15 protein-coding genes are annotated in these 15,588 nt (G+C 68.4%); 4 read left to right on the top strand and 11 right to left on the bottom strand.

What is annotated here, in order from left to right; genetic code table 11:
- On the top strand, positions 1–651 hold the full coding sequence (locus tag NUW81_RS07070; protein WP_245111855.1) for a MarC family protein: 651 nt from the start codon (positions 1–3) through the stop codon (positions 649–651).
- On the opposite strand, the gene NUW81_RS07075 is transcribed toward NUW81_RS07070, so the two are convergent.
- Positions 629–2,440 (bottom strand): AcrB/AcrD/AcrF family protein, encoded by a 1,812-nt coding sequence (locus NUW81_RS07075; protein WP_245111857.1) that lies wholly within the window; start codon positions 2,438–2,440, stop codon positions 629–631. The two genes, NUW81_RS07070 and NUW81_RS07075, sit on opposite strands and share 23 nt — an antisense overlap.
- Before the next feature lie 168 nt (positions 2,441–2,608).
- Here NUW81_RS07075 and NUW81_RS07080 point away from each other — a divergent pair, with 168 nt between their 5' ends.
- The 3 genes from NUW81_RS07080 to NUW81_RS07090 are packed head-to-tail and all read left to right on the top strand — an operon-like array spanning position 2,609 to position 4,802.
- A complete protein-coding gene (locus NUW81_RS07080; RefSeq protein WP_245111859.1) occupies positions 2,609–3,034 on the top strand; it encodes a GtrA family protein in 426 nt (141 codons plus the stop codon).
- Entirely contained in the window at positions 3,031–3,999 is a 969-nt protein-coding gene (locus NUW81_RS07085) for a glycosyltransferase family 2 protein (RefSeq protein ID WP_245111861.1), read from the top strand. Before NUW81_RS07080 ends, NUW81_RS07085 begins: the two co-directional genes overlap by 4 nt.
- Positions 3,996–4,802: a class I SAM-dependent methyltransferase gene (locus tag NUW81_RS07090; RefSeq protein WP_245111863.1), complete on the top strand. Its 807-nt coding sequence runs from the start codon at positions 3,996–3,998 to the stop codon at positions 4,800–4,802. Before NUW81_RS07085 ends, NUW81_RS07090 begins: the two co-directional genes overlap by 4 nt.
- Here the strand turns inward: NUW81_RS07090 and NUW81_RS07095 are convergent.
- The 10 genes from NUW81_RS07095 to NUW81_RS07140 are packed head-to-tail and all read right to left on the bottom strand — an operon-like array spanning position 4,792 to position 15,509.
- Positions 4,792–6,324, bottom strand: a complete 1,533-nt coding sequence (locus NUW81_RS07095) for a hypothetical protein (RefSeq protein WP_245111866.1) — start codon at positions 6,322–6,324, stop codon at positions 4,792–4,794. The genes NUW81_RS07090 and NUW81_RS07095 overlap by 11 nt on opposite strands.
- Positions 6,314–7,540 carry an SAM-dependent methyltransferase gene (locus NUW81_RS07100; protein WP_245111868.1) on the bottom strand — a complete coding sequence of 409 codons (1,227 nt, stop codon included), beginning with the start codon at positions 7,538–7,540 and terminating at the stop codon, positions 6,314–6,316. Before NUW81_RS07100 ends, NUW81_RS07095 begins: the two co-directional genes overlap by 11 nt.
- 46 nt (positions 7,541–7,586) lie before the next feature.
- Positions 7,587–8,780 (bottom strand): dual-specificity RNA methyltransferase RlmN, encoded by a 1,194-nt coding sequence (gene rlmN / locus NUW81_RS07105; RefSeq protein WP_245111870.1) that lies wholly within the window; start codon positions 8,778–8,780, stop codon positions 7,587–7,589.
- Positions 8,781–8,837: 57 nt separating this feature from the next.
- Complete coding sequence (locus tag NUW81_RS07110; RefSeq protein ID WP_245111873.1) at positions 8,838–9,302, bottom strand: hypothetical protein; 465 nt, start codon at positions 9,300–9,302, stop codon at positions 8,838–8,840.
- Entirely contained in the window at positions 9,287–9,754 is a 468-nt protein-coding gene (locus NUW81_RS07115) for an A24 family peptidase (protein WP_245111876.1), read from the bottom strand. Before NUW81_RS07115 ends, NUW81_RS07110 begins: the two co-directional genes overlap by 16 nt.
- A complete protein-coding gene (locus tag NUW81_RS07120) occupies positions 9,751–10,557 on the bottom strand; it encodes a tetratricopeptide repeat protein (RefSeq protein ID WP_245111879.1) in 807 nt (268 codons plus the stop codon). The genes NUW81_RS07115 and NUW81_RS07120 overlap by 4 nt, the downstream gene beginning before the upstream one ends.
- A 56-nt stretch (positions 10,558–10,613) precedes the next feature.
- Positions 10,614–12,284, bottom strand: coding sequence for a LytR C-terminal domain-containing protein (locus NUW81_RS07125; protein ID WP_245111881.1), 1,671 nt, complete (start codon positions 12,282–12,284; stop codon positions 10,614–10,616).
- A 40-nt stretch (positions 12,285–12,324) separates the two neighbouring features.
- Entirely contained in the window at positions 12,325–13,305 is a 981-nt protein-coding gene (locus NUW81_RS07130) for a type II secretion system F family protein (protein ID WP_245111883.1), read from the bottom strand.
- Between the two features lie 9 nt (positions 13,306–13,314).
- Positions 13,315–14,313, bottom strand: a complete 999-nt coding sequence (locus NUW81_RS07135; RefSeq protein ID WP_245111884.1) for a type II secretion system F family protein — start codon at positions 14,311–14,313, stop codon at positions 13,315–13,317.
- Positions 14,313–15,509 (bottom strand): TadA family conjugal transfer-associated ATPase, encoded by a 1,197-nt coding sequence (locus NUW81_RS07140; RefSeq protein WP_376741967.1) that lies wholly within the window; start codon positions 15,507–15,509, stop codon positions 14,313–14,315. The genes NUW81_RS07135 and NUW81_RS07140 overlap by 1 nt, the downstream gene beginning before the upstream one ends.
- Between the last annotated feature and the right edge of the window lie 79 nt (positions 15,510–15,588).

Below are 15,588 nucleotides of genomic sequence, written 5' to 3' on the forward strand. Positions count from 1 at the left end.
GTGACGTCGAGCCTCCTTGCCCTCTTCTCCTCGGCCTTCGTCACCTTCCTCGTGATCGTCGACCCGCCGGGCAATGCGCCGATCTTCGCAGGCCTCACCCGCGACGCCGCCGCAGCCGACCGCCGTCGCATGGCGATCCGCGCCGCGATCGTGGCCTGGTTCATCCTCCTCTTCTTCGCCTTCCTCGGCGAGCCGCTGCTCGATGCGCTGGGCATCAGCCTTGCCGCCTTCCGCATCGCGGGCGGTATCATGCTCTTCATCATCGCGCTCGACATGGTGTTCGAGAAGCGCACCGAACGCCGCGAGAACCGCGCCCACGAAATCGAGGGCACGCCCGAGGCCGAGGACGTGTCGGTCTTCCCCATGGCGATCCCGATGATCGCGGGCCCCGGCACCATCGCCGCGATCATGCTCTACATGGCCGAGGCCGACAGCATGGCGGAAAAGGCCACCATCACCGCGGCAATGAGCGCGGTGATCCTCCTCACCATGATCGCGCTGCTGGCGGCGGGGCCGCTGATGAAGCTGATGGGCGCCAAGCTCGAGGCGATGATCACCCGCCTGCTCGGTGTCATCCTCGCCGCGCTCGCCAGCCAGTTCGTCATCGACGGCATCGCCGCCGCCTTGATCAGCGAACTTCGTACAATCTGAGCGGCAGCCCTTCGAGGAAGGGCGCCTCGACCCGATCGAGCCAGTCGGGCGTCTCGCCCCGCAGCAGCCGCTCGTTGAGCCCCGGCCCCTCGGGCGCCTCGTCCATGCCGCCATCCTCGTCGCACACCATGAGGTAGTCGGCGCCATAGGCCCGCACCGTGCGCGCGGCGGCCTCATCCTCCTCGGGCGGTGCGTCGAACACCGACAGGACATGGCCGATCGCCTCGTGGTTGCGGTGATAGGGGCCGGTGATGGTGTCGTGATGCGTCAGCACGAGGAGGCGCGGCGCAAGGTCGATATGGATGAACACGGTCGACGGCTCGATCCGGTTGAGCCGCCCCATCACCCGCGCTTCCTTGCAGAAGAGCCGCACCTCTCCGCCCGCCATCGCCTCGTCCTTGGCCGCCTCGATCCGCTCGTCGCGCAATTCGCTGCTGTTCTTGGGCAAATAGTTGGCGACGATCGGGGCGAGCGCGCCGATCCCCAGCGTGACCGCCAGGTAGGTGCCGATGATGCGCACCAGCGGCGAGCCCGAGCCCAGCGTGCGGGGCAGGAGGATGGAAACGAACAGCGCCGCGCCGGGCACCGCGAGAAGCTGCGCCGCCGCCCCGGCACGGATCTGCCAGCCAAGCAGCAACGCCGTCACCAGCGCGGGCACGGCGATGATCAGGACGCGGCGACGCGCCTCGAAGTCGCCGGCACCGCGCCCGAAGGCCAGCACATAGCCCGCAAGCCCGACAAGGAGCGGCAGCAGCGTGACCAGAGCCACCTTGGGGCTGTGCGTCTGCACCCCGCGCGCCTCGTTGACGCGCTCGAGCCACATGGCGCTCACTTCGGGCGACACCCCCTCGAGGCGGGTCAGGCACTGAGGGAAGGCGAGCGCGTGGAAGGCGGCAATCACTAGACCCGCCACGCCCGCGAGCAGCAGTCGCCGGCGCCAGCCGGCGGGGCTCGCCCACGCCAGCAGCACGGCTGCCGCGCCCGCCAGCAGCATGTCGCTCAGCCAGACAGGCGTGAGCGCATCGCACACCATCGCGCGATTGGCCTCCGACGCGAAAGCGAGGAAACCGCCCGCGCAGCCGAGCGCGAGCGAGGCGCCATAGGCGCCGACGCGCCGCGCTTCATCGGCGCGCCAGATCCAGCCGAGCACCAGCCCCGCGCCGATGATCGCCAGCGGCACGAGGAGTTCGAGGCCGATGACCAGCGAGGTGGCCGTCGCCAGCCCCGCGATGACCCCGCCGCGGCGCTTTTCGGCATCGGTGACACCGACCAGCAGCCAGGCAAGGCAGGCGAGCTGCCAGCCGTGATGGTCGATGCGCAGCGGCATGAAGGCGCTGATCGCGATGCTCGAGAAGATCAGCGCGATGACCCCCGGCAGCCAGCCGAGCGGGCCCGCCAGCCGGCGCGCCACCAGCGCGATACCGATCATGGTGAAGAGCAGCGCGATGAGCGGCACCACCGTGGTGGCGAAACGCTCGGCCCCGTCGAGCCCGAACAGCGGCTCGGTCAGCGCGATCAGCCCCGCGATCGGCAGGTCGACGAGCCGCGACCAGTGGATGTCCGCGCCTTCGGGGCTCAGCATCCGGTACTGGCGCAAATCGTACCAGCCCTGCCCCGCCATCCAGTCGCGGACCTGCAGGAGCCGGAGATTGTCGTCGGTATCGCGCAGGTTGAGCGTGGCGATCGAGACCATGTTGAAGGCGGTCACCACGCTCGTGAACACCATCCACACGATCATCGTGCCCACGACCCAGCGCCGCTCGAGCCAGTTGCGAATACGCGCCAGCATGCTTGCCCCCAATACCCTCGTACCTGTCGGTCGGCCCGACCATTCCTGCTCGGCCCTGCCCATGCAAGCAAAAGCTCTAGGGACAAAATCTTTAGGAGCCGTTTACCATAGGCGTGCCAAGACGCTCGAAAGCGGCTAGATTCGCATGGCTATTGGGGTGGGACAATTATGGGAACCGCGATGCGGCAGGCATGGGAAGGGCTCGATCCCGAGCGGCAGCAGGTGCTTCTGCAGGTCGTGCGCTATGCCGCGACCGGTTTTGCCATCACGCTCGGCGTGGCGCTCGCCTACTGGATCCTCGCCAACTTCATGGATCCCAACCTGTCGCTGCTGCTCGTCTTCATCGTCTTCAACTTCATCAGCTATGCCGCGCACGGGGCGATCAGCTTCAAGGGCCATGGCAGCCGTGACAATCCGGCGCGCCGAAATGTCCGCTTCGCGATCGTCAATGTCGCCGGTTTCCTCGTCAACCAGTTCTGGATCTGGCTGCTCGTCAAGGAAATGGGCGGGCCGACCTGGTGGCCGACCATCCCCCTCGTGCTGGTCACCCCTTGGCTGACCTTCGCGCTCCATCGCAAATGGGTGTACGCATGAACATGATGAGCCAGATCGCCTCGCCCGAACTGACCCTGCTCGTGCCGGTAAAGGACGAGGAAGCGGCCATCCCCGCCTTCCTCGCCACCGTCGTGCCGATCCTCGAGGCACTGGACGATGCCGCCGCGAACAGCTTCGAGATCCTCTTCATCGACGATGGCTCGAGCGATGCGACCCTCGGCCTCATCCGCGACGCCGCCGCGCGCGACCCGCGCATCCGCGGCCTGTCCCTCAGCCGCAATTTCGGCAAGGAAGCCGCGCTTACCGCCGGTATCGACCATGCCCGCGGACAGGCAGTCATCCCCTATGACGTCGACATGCAGGACCCGCCATCGGCCATCGCGCCGATGCTCGCCAAGTGGCGCGAGGGGCATGAGGTCGTCGTCGGCGTGCGGCAGGACCGCCAGTCGGACGGCGCGCTGAAGCGCTGGACCGCGAGCGCCTATTACCGCACCCACAATGCCCTCTCGAAGGACAAGATCCCCGAGCATGCGGGTGATTTCCGCCTGCTCGACCGCAAGGTCGTCGAGGTCATCAAGGCGCTGCCCGAGCGCAACCGCTTCATGAAGGGCCTGTTCGGCTGGGCAGGGTTCAAGACCGCCACCGTCACCTATGCCCGCGAGGAGCGCGAGAACGGTTCGACCAAATTCGGCTTCTGGAAGCTGTGGACGCTGGCATTGGACGGCATCACCTCGGCCTCGACCGTGCCGCTGCGCGTCTGGTCCTATATCGGCGGGTTGGTCGCCATCGGCACGCTCTTCTACGCCGCCTTCATCGTCATCCGCACGCTCGTCACCGGCGTCGACGTGCCGGGCTATGCCTCGATCATGGTCGCCGTGCTCTTCCTCGGCTCGATCCAGCTCATCAGCCTCGGGATCCTCGGCGAATATGTCGGGCGCATCCTCACCGAAACCAAGCAGCGCCCGCTCTATGTCGTGGCCGAAGAGATCGGAGACAGCGAATGACCGCCCAAGGTACCGTCACTGGCCAGATGGCCCCCGACGCGATCCGCGCCGCCGAAGGCTCGGCCGACGATGTCGCCTTCCAGCGCAACCTTTACACCGACCCCAACGCCACCCGCCGCCAGCTCCACTGGGACCGCCGCCACTTCGTGATGGACCGTGTCGAGCGCTATAGCGCGCCCGGTGACAGGCTCCTCGAGATCGGCGTCGGCTGCGGCATTTTCACCGAGGGAATGGCCGGTTCGGGCCGCCTCGTCGATGCCGTCGACATCCACCCCGCCTATCTCGCCAATGTCGAGGGAAAAGCGGGCATCTCGGTCCACCAGAAGGACGCGACGCAAAAACTCGGCCTCGGCCCGCACAAGCTCGCCATCTGCTCCGAAGTGCTCGAACATGTGCCGCCCTCGGGCAGCCAGGGCCTGCTCGACGCGGTCCATGACAGCCTCGAGCCGGGCGGCCATTTCATCCTCACCACCCCGCAGCGCTGGGCCACCGTCGAGCTCATGGCGCGCCTGTTCAAATTCCCCGCTGTCCTGTGGCTCGCGCGCAAGATCTACGGTCATGCCGAGGAGCTGGGGCACATCAACCTGCTCACCGCAGGCCAGCTCCAGCAGCAGATCGACAAGGCTGGCTTCGAGGTCGTCGAGCAGAAGCGCTTCGGCTTCTACCTCCCCCTCATCGCCGAGGCGGGCGGCAAGCCCGGCGCCAAACTCCTCAAGGCCCTCGACAGGGCGCTGGCAAACGTACCCGTCCTGCGCGGCCTGTTGTGGACGCAGGGCTATGTCCTGAAGAAGCCTAGCGCCTGATCTCGTAAAGCGCAGACCCGCCGCCCTCGCGCACGAGGCGGAAATCCTCGTCCATGCCCGCCGGCATGCCGGCATCGACCAGCCAGACATAATCATATCGCTCGCGCGGCAGGTCCTCGAGGATGGCTCGGAAAAGGGCGGGCGCGCGCGTTTCGCAATTGTCCGACCAGGCAAAGGTGTGCGGGTCGGACTTGGTTCGGTCGGCGGCCTCGCGCAGCTTGAGCGGGCTCGCCTCGCTGATCTCCCACATGTTGTTCGCATAACCGGAGTTCTCGGCGATGTGGAACCCGCCGATATGGGCGTTGCGACGCAGTGGCCAGATGGTCCGGCATTCGCGCGGGGCATAATGCGCGAACAGCCGCGTGCCGGGCGCAAGGTCGGCGATCACCGCGCGCTGCGCCGCGATCCGGTCGGACCAGATGAGCGTGCTCGCACTGGTTGTCGCCAGCTTGAGCAGCCCGAATCCGAGCGCCACTGCCGCGATCAACGCGCGGTCCTTTCGCCGCACCCCGTCGAGCGCGAGGAAGAAGGCGAGCAGCATCACCGGGGCCATGCGGAAATCGGAAAAGGCCGAGCCGAACAGCACCCGCGGCATGGCGAAGAAGACAAGCGTGAGGAGCCCCGCGAACCAGAGCAGCATCGTCCGGCGCCAGGCAAAGTCGTTCGACAGCGTCGCGCCGACCAGCAGCAGGACGGTCATGCTTGCCATCGCAAGGTCCAACCATCGCCACTGGTCGAGGAACAGCGTGCCGATCGCGGTGAGCTTGCGCTCGATGCTGAAATCATAGCCGGCATTGCCCGTCACCACGTCGCTGGTGACGAACCAATAGCCAAGATGGACAAAGGGCAGGAACAGCGGCCAGGTCGCCAGCGCGCCGCGCCACAGCGCCGGCCAATGGCCCGCGCCCTCGCGGCGCCGGCGGTCCCATTCGGCGGCAAAGGCGCCGATCCCGAGCACGCCCCAGCCATAGGGATGGGCAAGATAGACGAGGAGCGCGATCGGCAGGAAGGCGAGCGCGCGGCGCGCGACATGCCCCTGCCTCCCCCAGCGCACCCACAGCGCCAGCGCGGCCAGCGCCAGCCCGATCGAGAGCGTGTAATTGACGAAGCCGTAGAGAAAGGGCTGGGCGAAGGCGAAGGCGGGCACGATGCCGATCGCGGGCGCGACCCGCCCGAGGACCTCGCGCGACAGCCACCAGCTCGCCCCCACCCACAAGGGCGGGATCAGGCAAACGATGAGCTTGGTGGCGGCGGACACGCCGATGACGGGCGCCAGCGCGGCGACGAGGAGGTCCCCGCCGATATTGCCGGTGAACTTGAAGCCATGCTCGAAATAGGGCGCCCAATAGGCCGCGCCCTCGCCGCCATGACCGATGGCGAAGCGCGCATAATGGAAGGGCAGGTCGACGAGCGGCGGCATCCCTCCCATCGCCACCGGCAGCAGCGTCGGCAACAGCGATACCGCCAGCAGCAGGAAGAGATATTCCCGCCGCTCCCACCACGGTGCGGCCTCAGCCGACATCAATTGCCCGATAACGCGCTTCGGCCTCGGCCATATAGTCGCGGGTGATCGGCAGTGCGCGGCGGTCCTTCACATATTGGACCTGGTAATTGCACGCGCCCCCGTCCTCGAACATCACCACCCCGCCCGCGAGGTAGAAGCACCACATCCGGTAGAATTTCTCGTCATACATCTCGACGATCGCGTCGCGATGCTTCTCGCACCGTTCGAGCCAGTGGCGCAGCGTGAAGGCATAATGGAGCCGCAGCGTCTCGACATCGCTGGCGATGAGCCGTGCCTTCTCGCTCGCCGCGCACATCTGCGAGAGCGAGGGGATGTGATAGCCGGGAAAGATATATTTGTCGGTGAAGGGGTCGGGCCCCGAGGCCTGCCCGAACTTGCCGATGGTGTGGACGAGCATGACCCCGTCAGGACTGAGCAATTCGCGGCACTTGGCGTAGAATTCGTCATAATGCGCCTCGCCGACATGCTCGAACATGCCGACCGAGACGATGCGGTCGAAGCTGCCGCTGAGCGCGCGATAGTCGATCAGCTGGAAACTGACCGCATCGCCGCAGCCCGCCTCCGCCGCGGCCTTTCGCGCATAATCGAGCTGTTCGGTCGACAGGGTCACCCCCGTCACCTTCACCCCCGCCACCTTGTGGAGGTAGATCGCCAGCCCGCCCCAGCCCGAGCCGATGTCGAGCACATGGTCGCCCTCGCGCAGGTGCAGCTTGGCGGCGATATGCGCCAGCTTGTCGGCCTGGATCTCCTCGAGCCCCAGATTCTCGTCGCGGACATAGGCGCAGCTATATTGCCGCCGCGGGTCGAGGAAGAGCGCGTAGAGGTCGTTGCCGATGTCATAATGGTGGGCGACGTTCTTGCGGCTCGTCACCGGATTGTTGCGCCGGAGCCAACGTGCCGCCTTGCCCAGCGTGGTCGAGGTCCTGAAGGGCGAGGCCGACAGCCCGCCCTCCTCCCAGCGCGAACTCTTCTGAACGATCTCGAGCAGGTCGAGGATCGTCCCGTCCTCGATCGTCAACCGCCCGTCCATATAGGCCTCGCCCAGATGGAGGCGCGGATTGCGCACGACATCGCCGACGACGCTGGCATCGTGCAGCCGGAGCGTCAGCGTCCGCTCGCCCGACCCGATCGTCTCGGTGCTGCCGTCATGCCGTATGAGCGTGATGGTGCCGGCCGTGAGATGCTGGTCCGCGAGCTTCTTCAGAAGTGACATGCGCTTTACCCCCTGTCGCCATGTCTGGCGCGGGTCAGCGCAGGGTTCAAGCCTCTCCGGCCGCCTCGCGGTCGCGCTGGGCGCGGCTCTTCTTCTCCGCCGCGGTCTTCAGCTGCCCGCAGGCCGCGTCGATGTCGCGACCGCGCGGGGTGCGCACCGGCGCCGAAATCCCGCCCTCGAAGACGATGTCCGAGAAGCGCTTCACCCGCTCGGGCGTCGAGCATTCGTAGGGCGCGCCTTCCCACGGGTTGAAGGGGATGAGGTTCACCTTGGCGGGAAGGTCATACTCCTTGAGCAGCCGGACGAGCTCGTGCGCGTCCTCGTCGCTGTCATTCTTGTCCTTGAGCATCACATATTCGAAGGTGATACGGCGCGCATTGTTGGCGCTCGGATAGGCGGCGCAGGCGCTCAGGAGCTCGTCGATGCCGTATTTCTTGTTCAAGGGCACGATCTCGTCGCGCACTTCCTTGGTCACCGCATGGAGCGAGACCGCGAGATTGACCCCGATCTCCTCGCCGCAGCGCTCCATCATCGGCACCACGCCCGAGGTCGACAGGGTGATGCGGCGCTTCGACAGGCCCAGCCCGTCGCCGTCCATGACGATCTTCAGCGCCTGCTTCACATTGTCGAAATTGTAGAGCGGCTCGCCCATCCCCATCATCACGATGTTGGTGAGCAGGCGCCCGTCGGGGCGGCTCGGCCATTCGCCCAGCGCATCGCGCGCCAGCATGACTTGCCCGACGATCTCGTAAGGCTCGAGGTTGCGCACCAGCCGCATCGTGCCCGTGTGGCAGAAGCGGCAGTTCAAGGTGCAGCCGACCTGGCTCGACACGCACAGCGTGCCGCGGTCCGCATCGGGGATGAAGACCATCTCGAAATCGTGATTGTCGTGGGTGCGCAGGAGCCACTTGCGGGTGCCGTCGGACGACACCTGCGCCTCGACCACTTCAGGCCGGCGGATGGTGAACCGTTCCTCGAGCCAGGGGCGCTGCGCCTTGGCGATGTCGGTCATCTCGTCGAACGAGGTCGCACCGCGATTGTAGATCCAGTGCCAGATCTGCTTGCCCCTGAGCTTGGCCTGCTTGTCCGCCATGCCGCCGGCGAGCAGCGCCTCGCGCAAACCCTCCTTCGACAGGCCGACGAGGTTGACCTTCCCGTCAACATCGGGCGCGGGGGCACGGCCCGTGGGCACGGGATCGACATGGCCGGCAATCGGCATCAGGGGGGTATCGGCACTCATGATCGTGGGCGATCTAGTTGCTTTGGCGAACTTTTTCCAGCCCTAAGCGAGTCTCGCTCAGGCACAGCCGGTGGCGGCCGCGTCGATCGCCGCCGGCACGCCGCCGATCGGATAATAGTCGGTGAAGCGCCCGCCACCGCGATGGCGCGCGCTCACCCGCATCTTGGTCGCGTCGCGCAAGGCCTCGATCACGCCCAGCGCCTCGCGCGTGCCGGCAAAGGCGCTATGCCCCTCGCCGGTGAGGAGGAAGGGCTCGTTGTCGACCACCAGCTGCACCCGCGTGCCCTTGGCCACCGCGCGGCGCAGGCGGACGTGGAGGTAGGGCGCCTTTCCCTTCTCGAACAGGAAACTGATCATCGGCTGGCGGTGACGCTGGCTGTCGGGCAACACGCGCCAGCCGCGCCCGCGTGCCTCGCAGCGCCCGTCCTCCCAGCGGATCGCCGCCCAGCGCGCATCGCCGCCGAGCGGTTCGGGAGCGGCCAGCGCGAGGCTCAGCGCGGCAAGGCTCAGCCCCGCAGCCACAGGCCGGTCCCGACCGCGCCGAGGCCGATCGCCACGCCATAGGGGACGAGGCGTCCCATCTCGCGGTCCTTGCCCTTGAAGGCCACCCGCGCCATCAGCATCACCAGCGTGACCAGCCCGCCGACCACCGCGGTCGACACGATCATGCGCAGGCCATCAGCCATGTCGAACCACAGCGCGGTGGCGGCAAGCAGCTTCACATCACCCCCGCCGAACCAGCCGCGCGAGAAGGCGAAGGTGCCGACCGCGAGGATGATCGCGAACATCGCCGCATTTTCCCACAGGCTCGTGTCGAAGCCTTCGAGGACGACGGCGACCACCGCGCCGATGATCAGCGCGATCACCGCGGCGTTGGGAATCTTGCGCTTCGCGATGTCGCTGGCGGCGGCGTAGAGGAAGACGAGCCCGAACAGGATGAACAGCCAGTCGGGAACCATGGAAATGAGCGTCATCGTGCGGTGTCGAGCCTTTCGAGATTGTGCGCGGCACGTTCGTAATGAGTGCTAGAGGCGCCGAGCGCGCGGGTAAAGGCGGCGCGCGCGCGGGCGGCATCGCCCCCCATGGCGGCGGCCACCCCCGCATCGTTGAGGCGCCGCGCGAAGTCGGCAGCGCTTTCACCCGCCCGCCGTTCGGGCAGCCCGCGTCCCGCCGCCCATCCGGCAAAGTCGCGGTTGGCGACATAGCGCGCCACGCCGGGCGCCAGCGCGGCGGCGCGGTCGAGCCGTTCGAGCGCCGCGCGCCACTGTCCGCGCAGCATCAGCGAGAAGCCCCAATTGTTGAGCAGCATCGGCTGGTCGGGGCCGCGCGCCACCCCCGTGGCATAGGCACGGTCGGCGGCGGCATAGTCCCCTTGCCGGTCGGCAATCACCCCGCGCAAATTCCACTGTCGCCAGTCGCCCGCGACGCCCGCATCGGCGAGCGCGGCATCGAGCCACTGCCCCGCCTCGGCCAGCCGCCCGAGTTCGAGCGCGGCCCGCGCGGCGCGCGCGGCCATGGCGGCATCGCCCTCGCCCTTCGCGACCAGCCCGCGATAGAAGCCGTAAGCGCTGTCCCAGTCGCCGAGCGCGAAAGCGAGGTCGCCGCGGCGCGCCTCGCTCGCGGCAGCCGGAGCCCCCGCGACCAGCGCCCGCTCGAGCAGGATGCGCGCCTGCTCATGGCGCCCCGCGGCGATGGCGTGATCGGTTTCGGCGAGCAACCGCTCGGCCTCGCCCCCTACGGGCTGGGCGAGCGCCAGCGCGGGCGCCGGCGCAGACACCGACAGGGGCCCGAGCGCCAACGTCACCGCCGCGCCAACAGCGAAAGGTCGGCGCCTCACCCCCGCGGCAGCAACGCGCGGCCGGCGTCCTTGCCGAGATGGAGGGTGATCCGCTCGACGGGGCCCCGCTGCACCGCAATGGCGAAACCGAGCGCGTCGGCGAGCCGCTGCGCCTCGGCCTCATGGCCCGCGGGATAGAGGATGATCGAGCGACCACGGCGCGCCGAGGCGTCATGAAGGTCGGCATCGGCAATCCCCGCAGCAAGCATCACGCCCGCCGCGCTGGCGGCCAGCGTCGGAACGGCGGGAGCGGCGGCAGACGCGGCGCTTACCGCGACAGGTGCGGCCACCGGCAGGACCGTCGGCGCGGGCATGACCGGCGCGGCCATCACCGGCACGACGGTCGCCGCCGCGGCAGCGGGGGCAGGCACCGGCGGCGCGGGCGGGGCGATGCCGGCGAGCCCGCTGAGGCTCTCGTCGGCGGCAAGCGCGACGGCGGCGATCATCGCCGTGTCGATCACGGTGAGGCGCGGCGCGGGCGCGGCGGCCACCGGCGCGGGCGTGGCGGCGAGCACGGCGCTCACGGCAACGGGGGCACGCGACGGTGCCACCGGCGCCACCACGGGCGCGGCGGCCGGCGCGGCAAGGCTCGAAAGGCTGGTCAGCGGCACCGCGACGACCGGCACCGTCGGCGCCGCGGGGGCGGCGACGAGCGATGCGGCGACAGGCGCGAGCGCGCTGCCGGCCATCGGGATGGCGGCGACGGCCGCGGGGGCAGCCGCGATGCTGACGGCCACCGTCGGCGCTGCAGGTGCGGCGGGCGCGACCACGGGGCCGGTCGCCAGCGGGGCGGCGGCCATCATGGAAGCCATCGGCACGGCGGCGACCGCCATCGCCATGTCGGGCGTCGGCCCGTTGATCGCGGTCGGCAGCGCCACCGTCGCCATCGCCATCTTCGGCGCCCCCTCGAGCGCGCTGTCGCGGCTCGCGATGGTAATGATCGCTGGGCGGTCGTCGACGAGCGCGGCGAGCTCAAGCGCGGGCGCCTCGCGGTCGAAGGCGCGGGCCACGGCGACATCGGGAATGGCGGGCGCGGCGGCGACGGCCAGCGCGGGCTCGCCGGTCGTGCCGCGGCTCGACAGCAGCACCTCATGACCGCTCAGCCGTTCGAGGCGCGGTCCCGTCGCCACCGGTTCGGCGACCGGTGCCTCGACGGGCATGGCGACAGGCGCGGCAACCGGCGCGGCCGAGGCGACCGCGACCGGCGCGGACGACGGCGTCAACGCGGCCTCGTCGCCAAGCGCGGTCATGGCGGCGCGGCGCGCGGCGCGGTCGGCAGCTTCGCCGAGCAGCGCATTGGCGGCGAGACGATCGCCCTGCCGCAGCTTGGAGGCGGCAAAGGCCTCGTACATGGCGGGGTCGGCGGGCGCATGGGCGAGTGCGGTCTCGTAATGGCGCGAGGAAAGATCGTAGCGCCCCATGCGGTCATAGGCGCTGGCAAGGCCGGCATGGGCGCGGGCGTTGGCGGGCTCGGCGCGCAGCACCTTGCGATAGGCCTCGATGGCGAGCCCCGTATTGCCGAGGCGCAAGAGCCCCTCGGCTTCGGCGAGACGTGCGCTCGCACCGAGGTCGGCGCTCGAAATCCCGCGGTCGATCATCCGCATCTCGACCCCGGGCGCGGCGCAGGCCGCGGTCATCATCACGGGCAGGATCATCAGGTAGCGCATATTCGTCCCCCTTCTTCTCTTCTCGTCCCCTCGGCCGCGCTCAACCGAGCGCCGGCACCACCGTCCGCATCGCGCGGATCACCGCGGGCACCATCAGCACCCCGATCATCACCGGCAGCATGCAGCCGACCAGCGGCACCGCCAGCAGCACCGGCAGGCGGTGCGCGCGTTCTTCGGCGCGCATGCGGCGCTTCTCGCGCATTTCGGCGGCATAGACGCGCAGCGTCGCGGCCACCGAGCTGCCCAGCTTCTGGCTCTGGATCAGCAGCGTGGAGAAGGCGCGGATCTCGTCCACCCCCGCGCGGTCGGCAAAGCGCCGCAATGCATCCTCGCGGCTGCGCCCGGCGCGCAATTCGAGCACCACGCCGGCGAAATGGCGCGCCAGGAGCGGGTGCGACTTGTACATTTCCTGCCCGACGCGGTCGAAGGCGGTCTCGAGCCCGAGCCCCGCCTCGACGCAGACGAGCATGAGGTCGAGCGCGTCGGGAAAGCCGTTGAGCAGTTCTTCCTGCCGCTTGTCGGCCTTCACCTGCACGATGAGGATCGGGATGACATAGCCGAGACCGGCCGCGAAAATGGCCAGGAAGTAGCTCGAGGCGAGCCCCACGTTGGTCCCCGAGATGAAGGCATAAGCGAGGATCAGGATCGGGAAGCCGAGCGTCGCGATCGTGCGGATAAGGGTGAAGACGCGCGGCGCGCTCGGATCCTCGTAGCCTGCCGCGACGAGCTTGCGCCGGAGGCCCTGGTCGCGCGTCGAGACGAGGTTGACCCCGCGCTTTTCCAGTTCGTTGACGATGTCGATCCAGGCGCCACGCTGCTGGTCGCCGCGCAGCCGCGCCGCGCCGGTCGCGGCCGCGGCGGCCGCCTCCCCGCGCGAGCCGGTCTGGGCCCGGAGGCGCGAGCGCATCCCGCGACGCTGGGTCGCCGCATTGGTCACGATCATCGCGATGGTGACCACCGCCGCGAAGATCAGCAGGAGCACGGCCCAGCGGGCGAGGTCGTTGTCGAGAAGAAAGTCCATAGCGGCGCCCTACACCTTGAGATCGATGAGCCGGCGGATGATCAGCACGCCGATGAACCACATCAGGACGATGATGCTGAAGCTCGGGATGAAGGCCGGATCATCGGCGACGTCGAGGAAGAAGCCTGGATTGCCGGTGAAGACGATGACCAGCGCGAACAGCGGCAACAGCGACAGGATCCACGCCGTCATGCGGCCTTCCGACGACAGCGCGCGCACCTTCATGAAGAGCGCGTGGCGGTCGCGGATCACCTTCGAGAGATTGTCGAGCACTTCGGCGAGGTTGCCCCCCGTCTCGGCCTGCACCGACAGGCTGACGACGAACATGCGCAGGTCATCGAGGTCCCAGCGCTCGGCCATTTCCTCCAATGCCTCGCGCATGTCGGCACCATAGGTCACCTCGTCGACGACCAGCCCGAATTCGGAGCCGATCGGGTCGGGCATCTCGACCGTCAGCATCTCGAGCGCGGCGGCCACCGGATGGCCCGCGCGAAGCCCGCGCACGAAAATGTCGAGCGCGACCGGGAACTGCTCTTCCATCTTCTTGCGGCGGCGCTCGGCTTTGAAGTTGATCGCCGCGATGGGAAGCAGCGCGCCGATGATGATCGACATGACGACGAACAGGAGGACGCGGCCGGCCGTGACCCCGCCTGCCATCGTCGCCGACACGAGCACGAACAGGACAAACAGCGCGACGGGGGCCAGCATCAGCCCCACCACCATGCGGACCGAGGGCGTCACCACCCCCGCCTGCACCAGCTTGCGGTGCAGCGTGTCGCCCCATTTGCGGAGGATGCCCGGCGTGCCCTCGCCCAGCGTGAAGGCGCGGCGACGCAGCCGCAGCATCGTCTCCTCGCGGCTCACCCCGCTCTCGATCATGCCGAGGCGGCGGTTGATCGCACCGCCGTGGCTGCGGCTGGCGAGCACCGCGTTGGTGATGAGCCCCGCGACCACCATCACGGCGAGCGTGATGAGCGCGAGGAAGAGGACGCGGATGAAGACGTCCATCAGTCGAGCTTCGCGTCAGGTCGGAAGAGTTCGGGCGACACGGCGATGCCATGCGCGTCGAAGGCGTCGAGGAAGCGCGGGCGGATGCCCGTGGCCTCGAAATTGCCCTTGACCGCACCGTCCTCGTCGCGGCCCTTCATCCGGAACCGGAAGATTTCCTGCAAGGTGATCACTTCCCCCTCCATCCCCGTAATCTCGGACACGCTGGTCAGGCGGCGCCGGCCGTCCGACAGGCGGCTGACCTGGATGACGACATTGACCGCCGAGGCGATCTGCGCGCGTGCCGCCTTGGCGGGCATGTCGATGCCGGCCATGCCGATCATCTGCTCGACACGGCTCAGCGCATCGCGCGGCGTGTTGGCGTGGATCGTCGTCATCGAGCCTTCGTGACCCGTGTTCATCGCCTGCAGCATGTCGAACGCCTCCCCGGCGCGCACTTCGCCGACGATGATGCGGTCGGGACGCATGCGCAGCGCGTTCTTGACGAGGTCGCGCATCGCCACCTCGCCGCGCCCCTCGACGTTGGGCGGGCGTGTCTCGAGGCGGGCGACATGCTCCTGCTGGAGCTGGAGTTCGGCCGAATCCTCGATCGTCACGATGCGTTCCGAATGGTCGATGAAGGCGCTCATCGCGTTGAGCATGGTCGTCTTGCCCGAACCGGTGCCGCCCGAGATGAGGATGTTGCGCCGCGCCGCCACGCAGCCGCGCAGGATTTCGGCGACGGGTTCGGGCACCGAGCCAATCTCGACGAGGCGCTCGAGGCTGATCGGCACCTTGGCGAACTTGCGGATCGAGAGCAGCGAGCCGTCGAGCGCAAGCGGCGGCACCACCGCGTTAACGCGGCTGCCGTCGGCGAGGCGCGCGTCGACCATCGGCGATGATTCATCGATGCGGCGACCGACGTCGGACACGATCTTCTGGATGATGCGCAAGAGGTGGCGCTCGTCCTTGAACATCACCGGCGAGCGCTCGAGCGTACCGAAGCGTTCGACGAACACGTCCTTGTAGCCGTTGACGAGGATATCGGTGATCGTCGTGTCCTTGAGGAGCGGCTCGAGCGGCCCGAGGCCGAGCAGTTCGTCGAGCACGTCGTCGACGAGCTGCTTGCGTTCGGTCGCGTTGAGCGCGTGGCTCTTCTTGGCCAGCTCGTCGGCGATGATGTCGCCGATCTCGTCGGCGACCTGCTCGCGGCTCATCGCATCGAGGGCGGCAAGATTGATCTGGTCGAGGAGGCTCTGGTGCAGCTCGACCTTGAGGTCGATATTGGCATCGCGC

The sequence above is a fragment of the Sphingomicrobium aestuariivivum genome, from assembly GCF_024721585.1.
Taxonomy (GTDB): domain Bacteria; phylum Pseudomonadota; class Alphaproteobacteria; order Sphingomonadales; family Sphingomonadaceae; genus Sphingomicrobium; species Sphingomicrobium aestuariivivum.